Source organism: Marcopretia estuarina LEGE 06307, from assembly GCF_056633115.1.
The window spans coordinates 299,080-317,191 of sequence record NZ_JBSJOY010000003.1 but is presented as its reverse complement, the minus strand read 5'-3'; the positions used below and the strand labels follow the sequence as shown (position 1 = coordinate 317,191).

Genomic DNA, 18,112 nt, shown 5'->3' with positions numbered 1-18,112 from the left:
CTTTTGTTGCGGTGGAAGGGCTTTGCTTTGTTCCTGAAGCTTTGTGGTGCAACGCCTTGCCTGAAACAGGTAAACACATTGTTACGGCTGTCCTGCCACAAGCTGGTTCATGCCAATGAATGGAGCCAGCGCATGTGGGAGTCGCACTGATCCATCTGCCTGTTGGCCGGCCTCCAGAAGTGCAGCCATGGTGCGGCCCACGGCCAGGCCGCTGCCATTGAGGGTGTGCAGCAGGCGCGTGTGCTTCCCCTCGCGGTAGCGGATCGAGGCGCGGCGGGCCTGGAAATCACCGCAGGTGCTGCAGCTGGAGATTTCGCGGTAGGTGCCGGCCCCCGCCAGCCATACTTCCAGGTCGTAGGTGCGGGCGGCCGAAAAGCCCAGATCGCCACTGCACAGTTCCAGGCGCCGGTAAGGCAGCTCCAGGGCTTCCAGAATCGCCTCGGCATCCCGGGTGAGCTGCTCGTGGGCCTGTTCGGATTGCTCGGGCAGGCAAAACCAGTAGAGCTCCACCTTGTTGAACTGGTGCAGGCGGATCAGTCCACGGGTGTCGCGGCCGTAGGAGCCGGCCTCCCGGCGGAAGCAGGGGGTGTAAGCCGCATACTTCAGCGGCAATTGCTCGGCGTTGATCACCTCGCTGCGATGCAGGGAGGTGATGGGCACTTCGGCTGTGGGAGTGAGCCAGAGGTCGTCGTCTGCGCAGCGGAAGCTTTCCTCGGCGAACTTCGGCAGCTGGCCGGAGCCGGTGAGGCTGGCCGTGTTCACCAGGATCGGCGGCAACACTTCGGTGTAGCCCCTGGAGGCGTGGCGATCCAGCATGAAGTTGATCAGTGCCCGCTCCAGCCGCGCACCCTGGCCCATCAGGGTCACGAAGCGGCTCTGGGCAATCCGCACCGAGCGTTCGGTGTCAACGATGCCGAGCCGTTCGGCAATCTGCCAGTGCTCTTCGAGCTGCTCTCCCTCGGCGGCAAGCCGCGGGGTGCCCCAGCGCTTCACCTCCACGTTGTCGGCCTCGCTGCGGCCCGTGGGGCAGAGGGGCGAGGGCAGGTTGGGCAGCACCATCAGCTGCTGCATCAACTGCGCTTCGAGGCCCTTCTCCTGCTCCTCGATCTCCCCCACCCGCTGTTTGATCTGCGCGCCCTGCTGGCGCAGCACCTTCACCTCCTCGCCGCCGGGGGCGGCGCCGGCCTTGATCAGCTCTCCCACCTCACGGCCGATGCGGTTGCCTTCCGCTTGCAGCTCACTGCGTTGCTGCTCCAGATCACGCGTCTCAAGGGCGAGCTGGTGGCAGCCGTCGAGATCAGCCACCGCGCCCCGGCGGTTCAGGCCTTCGGCGATCTGCGCGGGGTTGTCGCGCAGGAGGCGCTGATCCAGCACGGAGGGGAATGCAGATGGGGCGCAGGTTAGTTCTGCGCGGTCCCCGGCTCAGAGCACCTGCACCACTTCGCTCACCTCGGGAATCGATTCGCGCAGCTTGCGCTCGATGCCCATCTTGAGCGTCATGGTGCTGCTGGGGCAGGAGCCGCAGGCACCCTGCAGGCGCACCTTCACGATCGGCCCGTCGATTTCCACGATTTCCACGTTGCCGCCATCAGCCATCAGATAAGGGCGCAGCTCATCGAGCACACGCTCCACGTTCTCGACCGTGAGGGCGCGGGGATCGGCGGCCGGTGCCTCAGCCGTGGGGGCGGTGGTTTCGCTGGACATGGATCGGGTTCGCGGATGGGATCAGCTTAGGCAGGGCAGCCGAAGGCAGGGCTGTTCGGCACGTCCGGCTTGCTGCTCCGGCGACGCAGGGACCGCTTTCTAAGATTCGGACACTTCCTCTGAACGGGCTGACCCGCTGCGATGACCGACGTTCCCGTTCAGCGGATCCGCAACTTCTGCATCATTGCCCACATCGACCACGGCAAATCCACCCTGGCCGACCGCCTGTTGCAGGAAACCGGAACGGTGGCAGAGCGCGACATGCAGGCCCAGTTCCTCGACAACATGGAGCTGGAGCGGGAACGGGGGATCACGATCAAGCTGCAGGCGGCGCGGATGGAGTTCCGTGCGGCCGATGGCGAGCTCTACATCCTCAACCTGATCGACACGCCGGGGCACGTCGACTTCTCCTACGAGGTAAGCCGCAGCCTGCAGGCCTGCGAAGGGGCCCTGCTGGTCGTGGATGCCAGCCAGGGGGTGGAGGCCCAGACCCTGGCCAACGTGTACCTGGCCCTGGAGAACGATCTCGAGATCATCCCGGTGCTCAACAAGATCGACCTGCCCGGCGCCGATCCCGCGCGGATCAAGGAGGAGATCGAGGCGATCATCGGCCTCGACACCTCCAAGGCGATCGACTGCTCCGCCAAGACCGGCCTGGGCGTGCCCGACATCCTGCAGGCCGTGGTGGACCGGGTGCCGGCGCCGGCCGACCGGGTGAGCGAGCCGCTGCGGGCGTTGATCTTCGACTCATACTACGACCCCTACCGGGGCGTGATCGTGTACTTCCGGGTGATCAGTGGCCAGGTGGCCCGCAAAGACAAGGTGCTGCTGATGGCCAGCGGCAAGACGGTGGAGCTCGATGAGGTGGGCGTGATGGCGCCCGACCAGCGGCAGGTGGACAGCCTGCACGCCGGCGAGGTGGGCTACATGGCGGCCTCAATCAAGGCGGTGGCCGATGCCCGCGTGGGCGACACGATCACCCTGGCGGCCAATCCAGCCGCCGAGCCGCTGCCTGGCTATGCCGAGGCCAAGCCGATGGTGTTCTGCGGCCTCTTCCCCACCGATGCCGATCAATACCCTGATCTGCGGGAAGCGCTCGACAAGCTGCAGCTCTCCGACGCGGCCTTGAAATACGAGCCGGAAACCAGCAGCGCCATGGGCTTCGGTTTCCGCTGCGGCTTTCTGGGGCTGCTGCACATGGAGATCGTGCAGGAGCGCCTCGAGCGCGAATACGACCTCGACCTGATCGTGACGGCGCCCTCGGTGATCTATCAGGTGAACATGGTCGACGGCAGTGTTCAGATGGTGGACAATCCCGCCACGCTGCCCGATCCGCAGAAACGGGAATCGATCGAAGAGCCCTATGTGAAGCTGGAGATCTACACCCCCAACAGCTTCAATGGCGCCCTGATGGAGCTGTGCCAGGAGCGCCGCGGTGAGTTCATCGACATGAAATACATCACCACCGATCGGGTCACCCTGCACTACGAGATGCCGCTGGCTGAGGTGGTCACCGACTTTTTTGACGTGATGAAGAGCCGCACCAAGGGCTACGCCTCGATGGAATACAGCCTGATCGGCTACCGCAAGAACGAGCTGGTGCGCCTCGATGTGCTGATCAACAGTGAGAAGGCCGATCCGCTCACCACGATCGTGCACCGCGACAAGGCCTACAACGTGGGCAAGGGGCTGGTGGAGAAGCTCAAGGAGCTGATTCCACGCCAGCAGTTCAAGATTCCGATCCAGGCCTCGATCGGTAGCCGCATCATCGCCAGCGAAAGCATCAGCGCCATCCGCAAGGATGTGCTGGCCAAGTGCTACGGCGGTGACATCTCCCGCAAGAAGAAGCTGCTCAAGAAGCAGGCCAAGGGCAAGAAACGCATGAAGGCAATGGGCCGTGTGGATGTGCCCCAGGAGGCCTTCATGGCGGTGCTCAAACTCAATCAGTAGCTCAGGCCAGCACTCCAAGGCGGCGCAGTGCTGTCAGCCCGCTGGTCTGCAGATCAACAGCCACCGTTTGCAAGGCCTCCAGCTGGGTGGCTGGATCCTCCAGAGGCTGGCCTTCGGCATCTTTGATGGTGGCGCCCAGCGCCGCCAAGCCGGCCTGCACGCACACCGCGAGCAACTCTCCTTCCATGCCTTGCTCCAGGCCTTGGGTCAGCATGCCCTGGATGGTGGTGAAGCTCACGGCGTTGCCGAGCAGCGGGCTGGCAAGGTTGGCGAGCGGTGCCCTTTCACCGTGCAGCGAAATCGGGCCAGTCGGGCGCCATCTCCCGGTAGTAGCCGATGGTGTAGTAATCACTGGAGTAGTAGCCCTGATCCCAGCCCATTCGGTGGCGCCCGGTTGCGTGATTGTTGGGTAGCAGGCGAAGCCTATCGGGTGTTTCCTGCGCTGCCGGGGAGCAAATCAGCCATGGCCGGGAACACTCCCAGGGTCGTGATCATCCATGCCCATGGAGCCGAGGAGAACACGCTGCGGCAGAAGGCAACTGACGCTGCAACGGGCCCAGCGGCGCGCGCCCTCGCAGGGCTTTCTGATGCCGTTCAGCTTTGCCGCCTCGCTGGTGTTGCTGCTCAGCGGTCTGTCGGTGCAGACGGCCGCGCTGCAGGCGCGGGCAAGGCTGGAGGCCGACCTCAAGCGCGATCGGGCCGAAGATGCCCTGGCTTCCGCCGCCCAGCAGGTGGTGGCCCAGCTCAGCGGGCCGTTTGCCTGCCTGCTCCACCTGCCCTCGGAGCGCTGGTCGGGGCAGGTGTGCGCTGAAGGTGTCACCACCTCTGCGCTCGTGACCGGATCGGTGGCGGGGCTGTCCTACCGGGTGGTGGCCTGGAAACCTGCCGCTGCTGCGGAGCCAGCCCAGCTGCTGCTGCAGCTCGTCGGCGAGCAGGGTGCCGATGGCCTGCAACGTCGTTTTGCCGTGAGCCTGGCCGAGGAGGCCGGCGCGGCTCCGATCAGCGCCGTGCGGGGCATGGGGCTGTGACGCTCACCGAAGCGATCATGGCTGTGGCGGTGTTCAGCCTTTCTGCCACCAGCTCGGTGCGGCTATGGGGCTCCAGTGCCGTCTGGAGCCAGGCCGCCGCCGCACGCGAGGCCTTGGCTAGCGGCATCGAGGCGGATCTGCTGCGACGCACCCACCACCTGCGGGCGAGCGTGGCGCGCGACCAGCCCGCTCCCGCCTCTTGCGAAGTGGCGGCGGCATGGATGGTCTCCCGCCTGGCGAGCAGCGCCTCGTCCCTGCCGCAGGGCGTGCGCAAGCAGCTGGAGCTGGTTCCGGATGGCGGTGCCGTGTGGCTGATCTACACCGCTGCCGAGGGGCAGTTGGAGCGGCGGCGGTTGTTCACTGCCGCAGCCCATGGCCTTTGCCCGGTGGTTCCCGAGCTGCCAGCGATGACGGATCTGGAGGTGGGGGCATGACCCCGCGACGGCCGCAGGCCGGGTACACGGTGCTGGAGGGGGTGATCACGGCGCTGATCCTCGCTGTGCTGGCGGCGCTGGCCCTGCGCGACAGCGGCGAAACGCTGGCCCGCCAGCGGCTGGAGGCGGCGACCCGGCGGATCGCCCTGGCGATCGAGCACGGCCGGGCGGCTGCCGAGGCCAGCGGCCAACCCTGTGCTCTGGAGCTGGGCGAGCAGGGCTGGCAGGCGCCCCCGGGCGGCGAGCTGCCCGGTTGCGCGCAGCCGATCACGGGCCTCGATGACGGTGGGCACGCGGCCGGTGTGGAGCTGAGCCACAACCTGCCCGCCGCCCTGCGCTTCAGCAGCACCGGGCTGGTGCTCGATGGGGGAACGGTGGTGCTGAGCAGCGAGGGCACGGAGTTGCGTCGCTGCCTGGTGATTGCCCTTCCCCTGGGGTTCGTGCGCCTGGGTCGTTATCTGGGCCCGGGCCAGGCCCCTCCCGACAGTGCCGCCTGCGGCCCCGACCCCACGCTTTGAGCCCAATGACGCTGCGTTTGACTGTCGCCTGCACCCGCCGCCCTGCCGCGACGCGCTGGGGGTTCGGGCTGGTGGAGATGCTGCTGGCGATGACCCTGGGCCTGGGCTTCTGCGGGGTGGTGATCCAGGCCCTGGTGGGAGAAGGTCGCCATGCCCAGCATTTCACCCGTGCCCTGCGCGAACGCGGCAACCAGCAGCGGGCGCTGGCGTTGATCCGCAGCGACCTCGTGCGGGCCCTCTCGGTTGCCGACGACCCTGCCAAGGGCACCAGCCGTTGTGGCCTGGCTGGACGTACCGCGGTGTTGCGCCTGCACACGCCCGAGGGCACGATTGATTACAGCGTGGGAGCCGCGCCGAGTGGCATCTGGCAGGGGCGGGTGCTGGTGCGCTGCGGACCCGCCTACGGCCTCCATGGCCAGGTGAACCCCGGCAGCGTGTTCCAGAGCCGAGTGGTGCTCGACCGCCTTGCTGCTGAAGCCACGCCATGGAAGGGATGCGCCGCCCTGCTGGGGAGACCGGCGGCGCCAGCCGGGGGGCTCCATCCCCACGACCTTGCCGGTTCTTCGCGGTTGCCGTTCTCTGCCTGCCTGGATCGCGAGAGCGAGGTGGTTGGCCTGCGGCTGGAGCAGAGCTTTCCGGGCGGAGCGGGGCGCAGCGCGCAGCGCCTGAGCACGGAGGCGGCGGCCGGAGCGGGCTGATTGTTCTAATGTTGACGCATTATTTGCGTTCAATGGTGTGGGAGGAGACAGCAACAATCCTCTCCACAGCGAGTCTGCTGGCGAGGGGCTTTCTGGCCAGGCGACACCTCCCCAGCCAGAGGGGTATCTCCCGGCTGAGCGCGCCAGTGTGCGCCGCGTTTTGCCGGAGCCATTGAGCGCCATCATCAGCTTCCCGTCCCTGGAGGGCCAGCCCTGTTTCAACGTGGATGTGCTGGATTTGAGCGAAGGTGGCCTGCGCCTTCAGATCGCCCTGCCTCATGGCCTCAACCTCGAGAAAGGGCAGGAGGGCGTTATCAGCCTGATCCTTCGGCGTTCAGACCCACCGCGCATTTCCAATTTCACAGTGCGCTGGGTCGAGATCAATTCGCTGATCTCGGTGGCAGGTGTGGCCTTTGAGCAGCCGTTGACTCTGCCGGTCCTGCCCTCAGGGGGCAGCGGCGAAGCTCTCTGAGCAAACACCCTGAGCCCCGGCCGGGTTCACATGCCACTGGGTTCATTGGCCACTCGCTTCAGCGGCAACCTGTGGCTGCATCGGGAATCAGGTTCACCACCCTTGACATCATCGTGACGCCGTCCACCGAGACCGTATAGGTCCACTGCAGCCGGTTGAGGTCGGTGTCGGAGACGGTGGGGCCCGTGCGGGTGAGGGAAACACCCGGCGGGGCGGTGGGCGGCTCCGGGAAGGCAGCAATCATGCGTTCCGCCATGCCCCCGTCCGGGCAGGCGTCGCGCTGGTTTTCGGCCGCTGCAAGGGCGGCGCTGCCGCAGGCGCCAGGGGTACCGCCGGGAATGGCCGCCTCGCCACACTCCTCGCCACAGCAGCTGAAGCGACTGTTGAGCTCGCGGATCAAGGCCAGATCCTGAGCGATGAGGCGCTCCAGCTCATCAGCGTTGTTTATGGGGCGACCAGAGCGGTTGTTCGCCATCAACGTGACGGTGGTGCCGCTGACCACGATGGTGATCAGAATGGCCGCCAGCAGGAACTCCATCAGGCTGAAGCCTTCGTTGGCGGTGGCCGCTCCATGGCCTGCCGCGTCAATGAGCCGCTGGCGCCGCATCCTCAGGAGCCGCAACCGCAGGAGGTCTGTGGTCATACCGGGCCGAAACGTATGAACCTGAAAGATCGGGAAGAAAGGCGGCGGAAAGTGGGCGAAGTTTGGAAATAGATGAGAGTTGGGCATTGAATGGCTAAGCCCTCCTCAGCATAAGCGCGAAAACTTGGTGATGTGTTCAGCTTGATGTGTTCCGGACACGCAAGCCATCGTGCGCTGATGACGTTGCCGGGCCGGCTTGGATGCCATCAGAATCCTGGAGTCTTCCTTGCTGAGCGCCGTAGAGGGCCCGCAGAGGGACACTTACACTCTCTTCACACTTGGCAGCTAGGCCCGTCCGGCATGAGACGCCCCTCGCCCGGTCCGCGCGTTGGCTGAGAACCCAGCACCAAGGCGGCGGCGCTCGCGGGCCTCGATCCGCCGCCAGCTGCAGATCACAAGCCTGCTCGCCATCCTTGTGGGCTATGCGGTGTTGGTTTTTTCCAACGGGCTGATCGCCAGCAAGGTGCGGCGTGACCGCCACCGCCAGACGGTGTTTGAAGTGCATCAGGCGCTGCTGCGCGCCCCGGTGCCCCGCAATGCGGCCGAGATCCAGGCGCGGCTGGATCGGTTGCTCACACCAGGGCTGCTGATCTGGGTGGAGACGGCCGCCGGAAAGCCCTACAAAGTGACGCAGCGGGAGAACACCTTCGGGCTCGGCCCACTGGGGCCCCTGGCGGCCCAGCTGGCGCTCATCGCTCGGGGGAAGCCCAATGCGATGTCGTTGCGGCTGAGCGGCAACACCTTTCTGCTCTCGACCCAGCCGGTGCGCCTGTCTGCAGGCGGTGCGCTGGTGCGTTACATGGAGGATTTCACCGCCGATGTGAGGCGCCAGATCAATGCCCAGGACCTGCTGATCGCGGTGGCGGTGCTCACGGCTCTACTCACCAGTGCGTTGATGCGGTTGGCGTTGGATCGGGGCCTCAGCCCGCTGGGCCGGCTCAGCGCCCGGCTGGAAGACGTGACGTTGCCGAACCAGAGCCTCTCGGCGGAGGGCCTGAAGGTGGACGTGCAACCGCGGGAACTGCAGCAGATCGCCGCCTCCTTCAACGACCTGCTCGACCGGCTGGCCACCTCCTGGGAGCGGCAGACCTCGTTTGCAGATGGCGTAGCTCACGAATTGCGCACGCCGATCACGCTGATCAGTGGGTATGCGCAGCGTCTGCGGCGCCAGATCCCCACCAGCGCCCCGGAGAGCCGGCCTCTGGCTTTGATCGAGAGCGAATCCGCCCGCATGGGACGCCTGGTGACCGACCTGCTCGACATCGCCAGAGACGATGCCGGCCGTTTGGATCTGGCCTTGCGGGAACTGGATCTCGACCAGGAGCTGCTGGAAGCCTATGAACGCCTCACCGTCTACACCACCGGTCGCCTGCGGCTGATCCCCTCAGAGGAGCGGGAGCCGCTGCGGGCCTGGGGGGACGCCGATCGGCTGCAGCAGTGCCTCACCAACCTGGTGGAGAACGCGCTCAAGCACACACCGGTGGGGTGCCCGATCGAGCTGTTCGCCGACGGCAGCCAGCGCGAGGTGGTGGTGCATGTGCGCGACCACGGCCCGGGGGTGCATCCCGGTGACCGACGCCGCATCTTCGATCGGTTCGTGCGGGGGGCACCGGCGAGTGGGGTGCCAGCCAACCTGGTGGGCAGCGGCAGTGGCCTGGGGCTCTCGGTGGTGAAGCTGCTGATGGAACGCATGGACGGCACAGCGCGGGTGGCGGAAACCCCGGGCGGCGGCGCCGATTTTCAGCTGAAGTTGCGGCGGATCAGCCCGCACCTGCAGGAGGACCCTCCTTCAGCATGAACCCCACGCCTCGCACCGTCTGAATCAAGGTGGGCTGGCCCTCCTGCTCAAGCTTGCGACGCAGGTAACGGATGTAGACGTCGAGCAGGTTGTCGTCGCCGTAGTGGTTGTCGCCCCACACGGTCTGCAGGATCGTTTCGCGCTTGAGCACGCGGTTGGGCTCCGAGAGCAGGCAGAGCAGCAGGTCGTACTCACGAACGGTGAGGTTGATCGGGATGCCGTTGCGGGACACCTCGCGGCTGCCGGTGTCGACGCTGAGGTTGCCGAGGCTCACCACCGCGGCGTCGTCGTTGGTGGCTTCTTCGTTGGGGATGGAACGGCGGATCAGGGCCCGCACCCGGGCGAGCAGCTCCTCAAGCGAAAACGGCTTGGTGACGTAGTCGTCGGCGCCGGAATCGAGCGCCTCCACCCGCTCGCGCACGTCGTCGCGGGCGGTGAGCATCAGCACGGGGGTTTTGATGCCGCTGCGGCGGATGCGACGGCACACCTCCACGCCTGAAAAATCAGGCAGGGTCCAGTCGAGCATCACCAGATCGAACACCTGGTCCCGAAGCAGCGAGAGGGCGTTCTGGCCGCTGTCGGCCTGCTCGAGGCTATAGCCCTCCACCTTCAGCTCCTGGCTGAGAAAGCGGCGCAGTTCGGGATCGTCATCGACGATCAGGACACGATGGTTTTGGGGGTCCACCAGGTCGGTCATCGCAAACAATCCCGTGTTGGTCAGTGTGCCCTGCAAAGGCCTGGCCGGGAGCTCGGCGCTCCACCACGGAAACGTAATGGGTAGCGGCCGCTGCAGTTTGCCGCTGACCGGTGGCTCTCACCCCTTCCTCACCCTATACTCAGTGCATCTTCTCAGTCAGAAGCCCTGGCGCTTGTGCTGCTGCTGCCGATGAGCCGGTTGTGATCCCCCTCTCCTTCCCACCCTTGAGCCTGCGGCTGTTCAACGGGCGGCCAGCCGGGCTGTCGGGGCGCATTGCCCGCTGGGGCCTGATGGTGGTGCTGGCATACGCGCTCGTGGCCTTGCTCACGCCGCTGCTGGTGCAGGCAGGGATGCTGCCGGATCCAAACGCCGGCCTGGAGAACCCGATCTATGCGGGCCCTTCCCTGGCCCATTGGTGTGGCACCGACCGCCTCGGCCGCGATGTGTGCAGCCGCACCCTGGCAGGCAGCGGCGTGGCCCTGCAGGTGGTGCTGCTGGCGCTGGTGGTGGCGCTCACGATCGGTGTGCCCCTGGGCATGGTGAGCGGCTATCTGGGTGGCCCGATCGATCGGCTGCTGGTGCTGCTGATGGACACGCTCTACACCCTGCCGGTGCTGTTGCTCTCGGTGGTGCTGGCTTTTCTGCTGGGCCGCGGCCTGCCCAATGCAGCGGCGGCGTTGTGTGTGGTGTATGTGCCCCAGTATTTCCGTGTGGTGCGCAACCAAACGGCCCAGGTGAAAGCCGAGCTGTATGTGGAGGCGGCGCGTTCGCTGGGGGCGGGCCCGTTATGGATCCTGCGCCACTATCTGCTGCGCAATGTGATCACCTCGGTGCCAGTGTTGCTCACCCTCAATGCTGCCGATGCGGTGCTGGTGCTGGGCGGGCTTGGATTTCTTGGCCTTGGGTTGCCCGAATCCATTCCCGAGTGGGGCGGTGATCTGCAGCAGGCACTCACGGCCGTGCCCACAGGGATCTGGTGGACGGCGCTTTACCCCGGCTTGGCAATGTTTCTGCTGGTGCTGGGCTTGTCGTTTCTGGGTGAAGGGCTGGAGAGCTGGTTGAGCGGCGAAGCCACCTGATTTCTCCAGTTGCCAACTCCTTTTGGGGGCGCTGAAGGTGTCAGCTGATCCGGGCAAATTTGAGGGGCAGGGCACAGCTGAAACTGGGCAGATCGTGGACCTGCCTGCTGAGTGGCTTGCTGGCAATTTCAGGGTTGTTCCTGTGTGTGAAGATCTCCACATCAAGCCACCATCCCTCTACAAAGCCCCCATTTTGGCCGATCCTTTGCTACCATAAGCATGGTTATTCACCAGCTCAACGCCCCATCCAGGCCCATGAAACTTTCTTCCCAGACCCAGATCCAGTTGATTCGCTCCCTCAACGCGCGCCGCGGTATCGCCAAGGCGTTCACGCTCGTCGAGTTGATGATCGTTGTGGCAATCGTCGGCGTGCTGTCCGCTGTTGCCCTGCCCACCTACCTGAACGCCCGTGACGCCGCTCGGGCTGGTGCGGCAGTTGGAGAACTCATTGGTATCGCTAAGGAATGCGCCACTTCGGCAGCGTCGGATGTTGCCATCGGAACAACTGCTCCAGCCGCCACGGGAGTAACCTTTACGCCGGCCGATGGCTGCATCGGTGGTGGCTCTGGTACTGCCGCTCTCAATGGTGTTCAGGGCGTGCGATGCCTAACGTCTACCTCAACTGCAGATGACAACACAACAGCTACTGTTACCGTCTCAGCTGATGGTGTCTTGGGTTGTACTATTACCTGATTCATGAATATGCCCGATCTGTTTCGAGTGTATTGATTTAGTTATTGCTCAGGTAGGGCTGAGGGATCCTAGTGATCCCTCATTTTTTTGCCGCAGTTTCCTGATTGCTTGTGTTCACTATTTGAAGCTTAGTTAAATCTTGTCGTCCTTCTGCAAGTTTGCGGTTGAGAGTGTCTCGATTCATCGGTTGAACAATTCTAATCGCTCAGATTTTGATTCTTTACGAATTCATTTCAATGATTGCATTGTCGAGGTGATTCGCTAGGTCACGTGCGTCGAAAAGACAACTGGATAAGACCTCGGTTTGAAGGTTTTGTTTGTTTTCTCTGAGTAACTTCCAGTCATCTGAAAGTTGTTCAACAATGCAGCCAAACTGGTGTGGAGTCTCGGCGATCCAATCAGGTTTGGCCAAACCTTTGACGATTGAAGAGCTCATTCTCGCAGCCATACATTTTCCGCGGATTGCGATCAGTGGCACCCCCATGGATAAAGCATCAAACGCTGTAGTGGCACTGCTCCATGGCGTTGTATCAAGTGCAATATCAATTTGATTATAACTTTCAAGATGATCTTCCCATTTCCAAGACCAAGGGAGAAAATGTATACGCGATGGATCAATCCCCTTCTCTCCTAGCGAGTTAAGAATTCTTTCTCTTGCATTTGCTATGTCGGTGTTTCTATCTTTAATCAGGAGACTTGCAGATGTTACACGTAACATCGCTGAAGCCCAGTATGTCAATGTTTCTTCGCGGATCTTTGCAAGTTGACTGAAGCATCCAAACACAGGCCCTTCAATAGTGTTTGTAGATTTTGCCGTAGGTGGTGCCGTGTAGGGGATGCAGGCCAACCAAGGGCGCTTGAGGCGCCATAATGCTTCTGTGAAGAAAGGCTGAAAAGAAGAGTCCGCTGTTTCTTCGTCGCCGATGAAGAAATTTATCGTGTCGAGTCCCGTTGTCGCATGATATCCAATGTAATGGCATTGAAGCGGCGCACATTGGTGTGCGAGCAGTTCAAGTGCTGTTCCACTCGTGTGCCCAGATGTGTCAATAATTAGATCGTAATTCTGATTCTCTAGTAGGAGCCGACTTTCATCCATTGACATGCCATGCAGTGAATGGGTGAAACTTGCTTTTCGGGTTATTGACTCTGTTCTGAGGTCGCTCCGAGCCGATGTCAATAAAAGATCAACTTCAAACATTGAACGATCAAAAAAGCTGAGGTAGGAATCAATGAAACTGCTGACACAATGAAATCCGATGTCGCCAGAAAGAATGCCAACGCGAATTCTTTCGGATGATGTGCGTGTGAGCGGGATATGACGACCTGGCTTTTTTGTGATTGATGTGCTTCTAATGTGATTCCAGTAATCAGTTGATGTAGCTAGCATTTCTGCTTCATACCTGTTTCCGCAAATCGAGTAGCTAAACAAAAGACCTTGAGTAGGCTCTTTCGCGTGAGGCCGATGCATAAGCGCCTTCTTGAATAATGAGATTGCGTTCTCGATATTGCCTTGATTGCGCATGGCAAGCGCTAGGTTGGTTAGCGCAGATGGATTGTCGCTGTTTGTTGCAAGAGATCTGTGATACCAATCAATTGCTTCTTCAAGCCTTAGTTGATTTGTGCAGCATAATCCCATGCAATTCATGGCGACGCTATCCTGAGGATTAAGTGCCAATGCTGTTGAGAGATACTTTTCAGCTTGCTCATAATCACCAAGCTGCTCAAGCGAAGCTCCTAGATGTAGATATAAGCCTGCCTCGTCTGGATTCGAAGCCAAAAGGTATGAAAAGATTAGGGCAGCTTCTGCATGTCTGCCTTGTTCCTGAAGGATCAAGCCAATGTTCCGAGATGCTTGAAGGTGATTGGGCTCGTATCTTAGAATTGCTTCAAATGCCTCAATGGCTTGGTTGAACCTGTTCAGCTCAATATAGGCTAGGCCAAATTGGAACAAGGCTTCAGTATTTGTTGCATCTAAAGAAAGGGATGCGAGCATCTCGAGTGCTGACATGTCCTCATCGACCTGTATAAATGACTTGCTTATATTTAGGTATGCAGCTTTGAAGTCCATCCTTAATGAAATTGCCTGTTTGTATTGAGCTATTGCGGCACCAATCATTCCCTCGTCGTGGAGTGCTATGCCATAGTTCAAGTGTCCTTCTGCGAATGAAGGATCAATCTCAATGCTTCGCTTAAAGAGAGACATTCTTTCTGAATTCCGTTTTGTAAGTCCGCAGATGATGCCTAGATTGTTGTGTACCTTTGGATCCATGCAGCCATTTCGCAGTAGGCTCCGGTAAATCATTTCGGCTTCAAGTAGGTTCCCGGCTTCTAGATGCTGTTTGGCTGAGGCAATCTCTTTGATTTCTACGCTTCTATCAAATGACGAATCAAGTGGGGCCAAGGCGGCTAGGGACTCAGTGTCTTTAGTCTATCTGCAAGTCCGAGCAGTGGCCCCATTCTCTTACGATATGTCGTCGACACTACGAAAGACTGACACCGCAAATGTATTGTCCACCCTGCTCAATGGAGTGGCTGGCAGATGCGCCACATTCCTGCGACTTGATTGGAACTTACTTTTACCACTGCTACGTAACAGCGACCAAAGCGTTATCAGTGATCCGCCCACCATAAGCCCCCCATTTGGAGGAGCACTGCAAAATGTTTGAACAGTTCGGAGGGAGATACATCCGCGTTGCGCCGTCGCTTACGGATGAACTCAGTGGTGGTGGCATCGAGAATGCTCAACAAGACCTCCAGTCCGTAGAATGGCTCACATGAGCCCCGTCGGTAACTTGATGTTCCCTCTCATCGCCGCAGAAGATGAATATCTCCTGCAAAACCAGCATCTGTTTAGGGGATGATCAAGTCAACTGGCTTTAGACTATCAGTCCTTTGGCGTTCCTGTCTGTAACCTTGTTCAAGCTCTGGCTCTAGAAGAACTTCAAAGCGCTTCCTCGGATGTGGCTGCTTAAGACGCTGCGTGCTTCTGGTAGAGCCCGAGACTGAGCTTCTTCCCATTCCAGAATCCCTGCTGTTCCATTTTGCTATCTTCAACTGATCTTAATCTGAGCACATTACAAGTGCTTCCAGGTAGTGGCTAAATATATTGAGGTGGCCAAAGATTGTATACTTGCTTTGCCATTCCTGTCGCGCTGGCATTGCTCTTGTGGTTTAGAATGACTTTCTTGTCGTCATGTTGAGACTAGCCTTGGTGTCGATAGCTCCATTGCGCTGGTGTCCGCGAAGGGCCCGAAACTCTCAATCCTCTCGATCGCCTCAAAGCCTGTGCCTATGAGGAGCGCAGGGAGAAAGTCTTCTAAGGGCCGTATAGTGATCATCAAGTAGGTGGCTATGACCGCTAAGTATCATGTGCAGAACTATGAATCTCTCGTCCAGACTCAAGCGTTGTCTGTCGAGAATAAGTGTGGCCAGAATGTCGAGATTGGGAACGCTCAGTAAAACGGATCCGCCGGGGTTGAGTACTCTTTCCACTCGCTCAGCGTAAGAGCAAGTTCGGCCACGCAGTCAAGATGCTCCCCAGCATGTGGGGCGTAGGCCAGGCTGAATGGATTGTCGTTGAAGCGTAAAAGATCGTTTGCATTGTCAATATGATCCACGTGTTCGCCAGGAATGGCATTGATAACTTCCCGGCCTGGATGCGCGGCTGATCCACCGATATGAAGATACCGCTCCTTGGTGTTTGCGGCGGTCGGTGTGGGTAGATCCTTCATCGCTTGCTTGATCTGCTGATGTTCAGTTGGATTGCTCACCGCTGTGGTATTTACAGCGGTTCAGCTTCTTCCCGCCAGCATGCGGCTGATTGTTGCTGGTTGTCGAATCTCTGCCAAGCCTGTGTTGGCCAGCCGATCCAGTCGTCGCGTCAATTCTCTCGTATTCTTCGCCTGTATTCCTGGATCAGGCTGCATAGTTATTCACAAATGAATCTGTATGGTGTACCCAATGCATATGGCTGCAGGATTGTTTTGCCTCCCTGGTGCCATGCTGATCTGCTCCTCTTCCGGCCTGCTCTCATGATTTAGTCAGCCTGCGCCATCGTGGTTCCCGCTTTATCACCGGCCCACGCTGAGCGAGTGGCTATCGATCGATTGCCTCAAGGCTCTGTTGCCAGGCTTTCCCGCCTTCCTCTTGAAGCTCCAAGGACTGACGCTCATCATGGATGGGTTCATCAATTTCAGCATGGATGATGGCTGGTTTGTTTCCGCTAATACTTACGTGTATTGATCGGCTTTTCCTGTCTTCTATGAGCAGCTCACAGCCTTCGATTTCATCCTGATCTATCCGCTGATTTGGCTGATGTACCGCAATGATCTGCAGGCATGGTGCACGAAGGGTCGCGACCTCTGCAGTTCCGCTTGTCTGGCGGTCTCAATGCCCTGGGTGACGGAGGCCTTCGTGAGTGTCGGTCGCCTCTCGCTGCGCAGGGTGAGCAGTTGCCTTCGGGTTTTGCAACAGGTGAAGGTGAATGATCCTAGGTTCCTTCGGCCCGCTCGCGAGGGCGCGTAGGTGTGTGTGGGTTCGGTAGCGACAACGGCTCTTGCTCACCCAGATCCCGCCCTAATCTTGACCCTTCCTCACTCACCTGCCTGTGCCCGTCTGGCTCACCCTGCTTCTGCTCACCGTGTCCGTCATCCTCTGGCTGTCGGGTTCCGGCAACCGCGACGACGTGATCGGTCTGCTGGAGCGGATCCTTTCGGTGGCCGCCCTGTTGGTGGTGGTGATGGTGGGCCGTGGGGTGCCTTTGGAGATCGCCGGTGTGCTGCTGGCCTTCTGGCTGCCCCGTGCCCGTGCCGACCAGGTGCCGCCGCCGATCCCCCACCGCGACGATGTGCTGATTCCGTTCTGATGCCCTGCTGAACCCATCGCTCAGCAAGTAACCCGCTCAATGGCGCATCTTCACGGTGCGCGGCAAAGCTTCGGTGATGGTGCCCTCGGCATCGAGCGGGGGATAGGGCCGCCCCTGCTGCCGGCACCAGCGCGCCACCTCCGGGTAGGCCCACTCTAACAGCAACGCCTTGCGCCGCTCCGCCGGCACCCCTTCGCCGGCCGTGGGCAGCCGCCCAGCCGCCTGCCGTTGCCGCAGTGCCTCGAACAGCAGCACCGCCGCCGCCACCGACACGTTCAGCGACTGCACCATGCCGCCCATCGGCACGAACAGCGCCTGGTCGACCGCCGCCGCCGTGGCCTCGCCCAGGCCCCACTTCTCCGCCCCCAGCACGAAGGCCGTGGGGCCGGTGAAATCGCAGCTGCGGTAATCCACCGCATTCACCCCCAGGTGGGTGCCGTACACCTTGAAGCCCTGCTGCTGCAGCACCGCCACCGCTTCGGCGCCGCTGGCATGCGGGCGCAGGGCCACCCACTTCTGGCTGCCCCGGGCTGTGTCGTTGAAGGTGCGGGTGCGGCCCGGCAGGCTCACCGCATGGGCCTCCAGCACCCCTACCGCATCACAGGTTCGCAGCACCGCCGAAAGGTTGTGGGGTTTATCCACCGCCTCCAGCAGCACCGTGAGGTCCGCCATGCGGCGGTTCAGCACGGCCTGGAGCCGCTCGAAACGTCGGGGGAGCAGGGGCATGGGCGACGGCTGTTACCGCTTCAGTTCAGCATCCGATTGAGGCAGCTGGCCTCTGTGGACTGCTGCTTCCCATGAAGGTGCTGGCCAGTTGAGGCCTGAAGGGCGACAGGCCCGCTCCTAATGGCATGGACATTCAGATGGATAGTGGAGCTTGGTGAAGAATTGCTTTTGTGGGATAAGCCTGCTATCTTACTATGTGTAGAGCCCGATAAACTGCTAGCGTTAAGGTGCTGGGTAGGCCGGCATGGGGTCTGATGAGCCTTTCCTTTGGAGCCAAGCTTGAGCTGAAAGCCTCTCTCCGGGCCCGGGATGGCATCGCCACAGCCTTCACGCTCGCTGAGTTGATGATTGTTGTGGCCATTGTGGGTGTTTTTTCTGGTGTGACACTGCCCACTTACATCAATGCCCGAAATGCCACTGCCGCCGGTGCCGTAGTGGGTGAAGCCGTCGGCTTCGCCAAAGAATGTGCCACTACTGCCGCTTCTGATGTGGACACTGGCATTACGCCGGGATCAACGAATGTCACCGTGGCTTGCACCACAGCTGGAGGCACTGTCACCGCCATGTTCACACCGGGCGCTGCCGGTATTCAGTGCCTTTCCTCCAGTTCTGCTGCAACCCACGGCACCGCTACGATCACGATTTCCGAGCGAGGCGTGATGACGTGCGCCTTCTCCTGATTGATAGCACTTGGCGTCTCTATCATCTGCACAAGCCACTCATCGAATGGTGGTATGGGTTGTTTCCTAAGCAGGGCCCATCGTGAACCTTTGCGGCGGGGCACTCCCCCTGAGAAGGGGCTGCCGCC

General features: G+C 61.0%; 19 protein-coding genes and 1 pseudogene. 12 read left to right on the top strand and 8 right to left on the bottom strand.

All coding sequences use genetic code 11. The annotated features are described in order from the left end of the window. Positions 1-81: 81 nt before the first annotated feature. The gene (serS, locus tag ACWJI3_RS09185) at positions 82-1,374 is read right to left on the bottom strand and encodes a serine--tRNA ligase (RefSeq protein ID WP_480203513.1); all 1,293 of its coding nucleotides are present in this window, start codon (positions 1,372-1,374) and stop codon (positions 82-84) included. 48 nt (positions 1,375-1,422) lie between these two features. Further along, positions 1,423-1,704: a NifU family protein gene (locus tag ACWJI3_RS09180; RefSeq protein WP_094510160.1), complete on the bottom strand. Its 282-nt coding sequence runs from the start codon at positions 1,702-1,704 to the stop codon at positions 1,423-1,425. 141 nt (positions 1,705-1,845) lie between these two features. Between ACWJI3_RS09180 and lepA the strand changes: the two genes are divergently transcribed. Beyond that, positions 1,846-3,654, top strand: a complete 1,809-nt coding sequence (lepA, locus tag ACWJI3_RS09175; RefSeq protein WP_480203512.1) for a translation elongation factor 4 — start codon at positions 1,846-1,848, stop codon at positions 3,652-3,654. A gap of 1 nt (position 3,655) precedes the next feature. On the opposite strand, the gene ACWJI3_RS09170 is transcribed toward lepA, so the two are convergent. After that, positions 3,656-3,892 (bottom strand): hypothetical protein, encoded by a 237-nt coding sequence (locus ACWJI3_RS09170; protein ID WP_480203511.1) that lies wholly within the window; start codon positions 3,890-3,892, stop codon positions 3,656-3,658. A 349-nt stretch (positions 3,893-4,241) separates the two neighbouring features. Between ACWJI3_RS09170 and ACWJI3_RS09165 the strand changes: the two genes are divergently transcribed. The 5 genes from ACWJI3_RS09165 to ACWJI3_RS09145 are packed head-to-tail and all read left to right on the top strand — an operon-like array spanning position 4,242 to position 6,804. Continuing rightward, positions 4,242-4,682, top strand: a complete 441-nt coding sequence (locus tag ACWJI3_RS09165) for a hypothetical protein (protein WP_480203510.1) — start codon at positions 4,242-4,244, stop codon at positions 4,680-4,682. Beyond that, positions 4,679-5,116 carry a hypothetical protein gene (locus ACWJI3_RS09160; RefSeq protein ID WP_480203509.1) on the top strand — a complete coding sequence of 146 codons (438 nt, stop codon included), beginning with the start codon at positions 4,679-4,681 and terminating at the stop codon, positions 5,114-5,116. Before ACWJI3_RS09165 ends, ACWJI3_RS09160 begins: the two co-directional genes overlap by 4 nt. After that, positions 5,113-5,634, top strand: coding sequence for a GspH/FimT family protein (locus ACWJI3_RS09155; protein WP_480203508.1), 522 nt, complete (start codon positions 5,113-5,115; stop codon positions 5,632-5,634). Before ACWJI3_RS09160 ends, ACWJI3_RS09155 begins: the two co-directional genes overlap by 4 nt. Before the next feature lie 5 nt (positions 5,635-5,639). Next, the gene (locus ACWJI3_RS09150; RefSeq protein WP_480203507.1) at positions 5,640-6,332 is read left to right on the top strand and encodes a hypothetical protein; all 693 of its coding nucleotides are present in this window, start codon (positions 5,640-5,642) and stop codon (positions 6,330-6,332) included. 37 nt (positions 6,333-6,369) lie between these two features. Continuing rightward, entirely contained in the window at positions 6,370-6,804 is a 435-nt protein-coding gene (locus ACWJI3_RS09145; RefSeq protein WP_480203506.1) for a PilZ domain-containing protein, read from the top strand. Positions 6,805-6,862: 58 nt separating this feature from the next. Here ACWJI3_RS09145 and ACWJI3_RS09140 read toward each other — a convergent pair whose 3' ends face one another. Then, entirely contained in the window at positions 6,863-7,447 is a 585-nt protein-coding gene (locus ACWJI3_RS09140) for a hypothetical protein (RefSeq protein WP_480203505.1), read from the bottom strand. Positions 7,448-7,775: 328 nt separating this feature from the next. On the opposite strand from ACWJI3_RS09140, the gene ACWJI3_RS09135 reads away from it, so the two are divergent. Then, the gene (locus ACWJI3_RS09135; RefSeq protein WP_480203504.1) at positions 7,776-9,245 is read left to right on the top strand and encodes a sensor histidine kinase; all 1,470 of its coding nucleotides are present in this window, start codon (positions 7,776-7,778) and stop codon (positions 9,243-9,245) included. On the opposite strand, the gene ACWJI3_RS09130 is transcribed toward ACWJI3_RS09135, so the two are convergent. Further along, positions 9,208-9,942: a response regulator transcription factor gene (locus tag ACWJI3_RS09130; protein WP_480203503.1), complete on the bottom strand. Its 735-nt coding sequence runs from the start codon at positions 9,940-9,942 to the stop codon at positions 9,208-9,210. The two genes, ACWJI3_RS09135 and ACWJI3_RS09130, sit on opposite strands and share 38 nt — an antisense overlap. Before the next feature lie 290 nt (positions 9,943-10,232). Here ACWJI3_RS09130 and ACWJI3_RS09125 point away from each other — a divergent pair, with 290 nt between their 5' ends. Both ACWJI3_RS09125 and ACWJI3_RS09120 read left to right on the top strand, forming a co-directional pair. Next, positions 10,233-11,021 (top strand): ABC transporter permease, encoded by a 789-nt coding sequence (locus ACWJI3_RS09125; RefSeq protein WP_480203590.1) that lies wholly within the window; start codon positions 10,233-10,235, stop codon positions 11,019-11,021. Positions 11,022-11,276: 255 nt separating this feature from the next. Then, positions 11,277-11,714 (top strand): type IV pilin protein, encoded by a 438-nt coding sequence (locus tag ACWJI3_RS09120; protein ID WP_480203502.1) that lies wholly within the window; start codon positions 11,277-11,279, stop codon positions 11,712-11,714. A 220-nt stretch (positions 11,715-11,934) separates the two neighbouring features. On the opposite strand, the gene ACWJI3_RS09115 is transcribed toward ACWJI3_RS09120, so the two are convergent. Together ACWJI3_RS09115 and ACWJI3_RS09110 are read right to left on the bottom strand one after the other, a co-directional pair. Continuing rightward, positions 11,935-14,115 (bottom strand): tetratricopeptide repeat protein, encoded by a 2,181-nt coding sequence (locus tag ACWJI3_RS09115; protein WP_480203501.1) that lies wholly within the window; start codon positions 14,113-14,115, stop codon positions 11,935-11,937. A gap of 1,051 nt (positions 14,116-15,166) precedes the next feature. Beyond that, on the bottom strand, positions 15,167-15,484 hold the full coding sequence (locus ACWJI3_RS09110) for a hypothetical protein (RefSeq protein WP_480203500.1): 318 nt from the start codon (positions 15,482-15,484) through the stop codon (positions 15,167-15,169). Between the two features lie 496 nt (positions 15,485-15,980). On the opposite strand from ACWJI3_RS09110, the pseudogene ACWJI3_RS09105 reads away from it, so the two are divergent. Then, positions 15,981-16,238 (top strand): annotated as a pseudogene (locus tag ACWJI3_RS09105) (DUF5672 family protein); the annotation flags it as partial. 82 nt (positions 16,239-16,320) lie between these two features. Beyond that, positions 16,321-16,578 (top strand): hypothetical protein, encoded by a 258-nt coding sequence (locus tag ACWJI3_RS09100; RefSeq protein WP_480203499.1) that lies wholly within the window; start codon positions 16,321-16,323, stop codon positions 16,576-16,578. A 36-nt stretch (positions 16,579-16,614) separates the two neighbouring features. On the opposite strand, the gene trmH is transcribed toward ACWJI3_RS09100, so the two are convergent. Beyond that, positions 16,615-17,304 (bottom strand): tRNA (guanosine(18)-2'-O)-methyltransferase TrmH, encoded by a 690-nt coding sequence (trmH, locus tag ACWJI3_RS09095; protein ID WP_480203498.1) that lies wholly within the window; start codon positions 17,302-17,304, stop codon positions 16,615-16,617. A 254-nt stretch (positions 17,305-17,558) separates the two neighbouring features. On the opposite strand from trmH, the gene ACWJI3_RS09090 reads away from it, so the two are divergent. Further along, a complete protein-coding gene (locus ACWJI3_RS09090) occupies positions 17,559-17,984 on the top strand; it encodes a type IV pilin protein (RefSeq protein ID WP_480203497.1) in 426 nt (141 codons plus the stop codon). Positions 17,985-18,112: the final 128 nt, after the last annotated feature.

What these genes read in the sequence shown, in the direction of transcription:
- ACWJI3_RS09180 (WP_094510160.1), bottom strand. Translation starts at nt 1,704, where the DNA reads ATGTCCAGCGAAACCACCGCCCCCACGGCTGAGGCACCGGCCGCCGAT.
- lepA (WP_480203512.1), top strand. Translation starts at nt 1,846, where the DNA reads ATGACCGACGTTCCCGTTCAGCGGATCCGCAACTTCTGCATCATTGCC.
- ACWJI3_RS09165 (WP_480203510.1), top strand. Translation starts at nt 4,242, where the DNA reads ATGCCGTTCAGCTTTGCCGCCTCGCTGGTGTTGCTGCTCAGCGGTCTG.
- ACWJI3_RS09155 (WP_480203508.1), top strand. Translation starts at nt 5,113, where the DNA reads ATGACCCCGCGACGGCCGCAGGCCGGGTACACGGTGCTGGAGGGGGTG.
- ACWJI3_RS09150 (WP_480203507.1), top strand. Translation starts at nt 5,640, where the DNA reads ATGACGCTGCGTTTGACTGTCGCCTGCACCCGCCGCCCTGCCGCGACG.
- ACWJI3_RS09140 (WP_480203505.1), bottom strand. Translation starts at nt 7,447, where the DNA reads ATGACCACAGACCTCCTGCGGTTGCGGCTCCTGAGGATGCGGCGCCAG.
- ACWJI3_RS09130 (WP_480203503.1), bottom strand. Translation starts at nt 9,942, where the DNA reads ATGACCGACCTGGTGGACCCCCAAAACCATCGTGTCCTGATCGTCGAT.
- ACWJI3_RS09125 (WP_480203590.1), top strand. Translation starts at nt 10,233, where the DNA reads ATGGTGGTGCTGGCATACGCGCTCGTGGCCTTGCTCACGCCGCTGCTG.
- ACWJI3_RS09120 (WP_480203502.1), top strand. Translation starts at nt 11,277, where the DNA reads ATGAAACTTTCTTCCCAGACCCAGATCCAGTTGATTCGCTCCCTCAAC.
- trmH (WP_480203498.1), bottom strand. Translation starts at nt 17,304, where the DNA reads ATGCCCCTGCTCCCCCGACGTTTCGAGCGGCTCCAGGCCGTGCTGAAC.
- ACWJI3_RS09090 (WP_480203497.1), top strand. Translation starts at nt 17,559, where the DNA reads ATGAGCCTTTCCTTTGGAGCCAAGCTTGAGCTGAAAGCCTCTCTCCGG.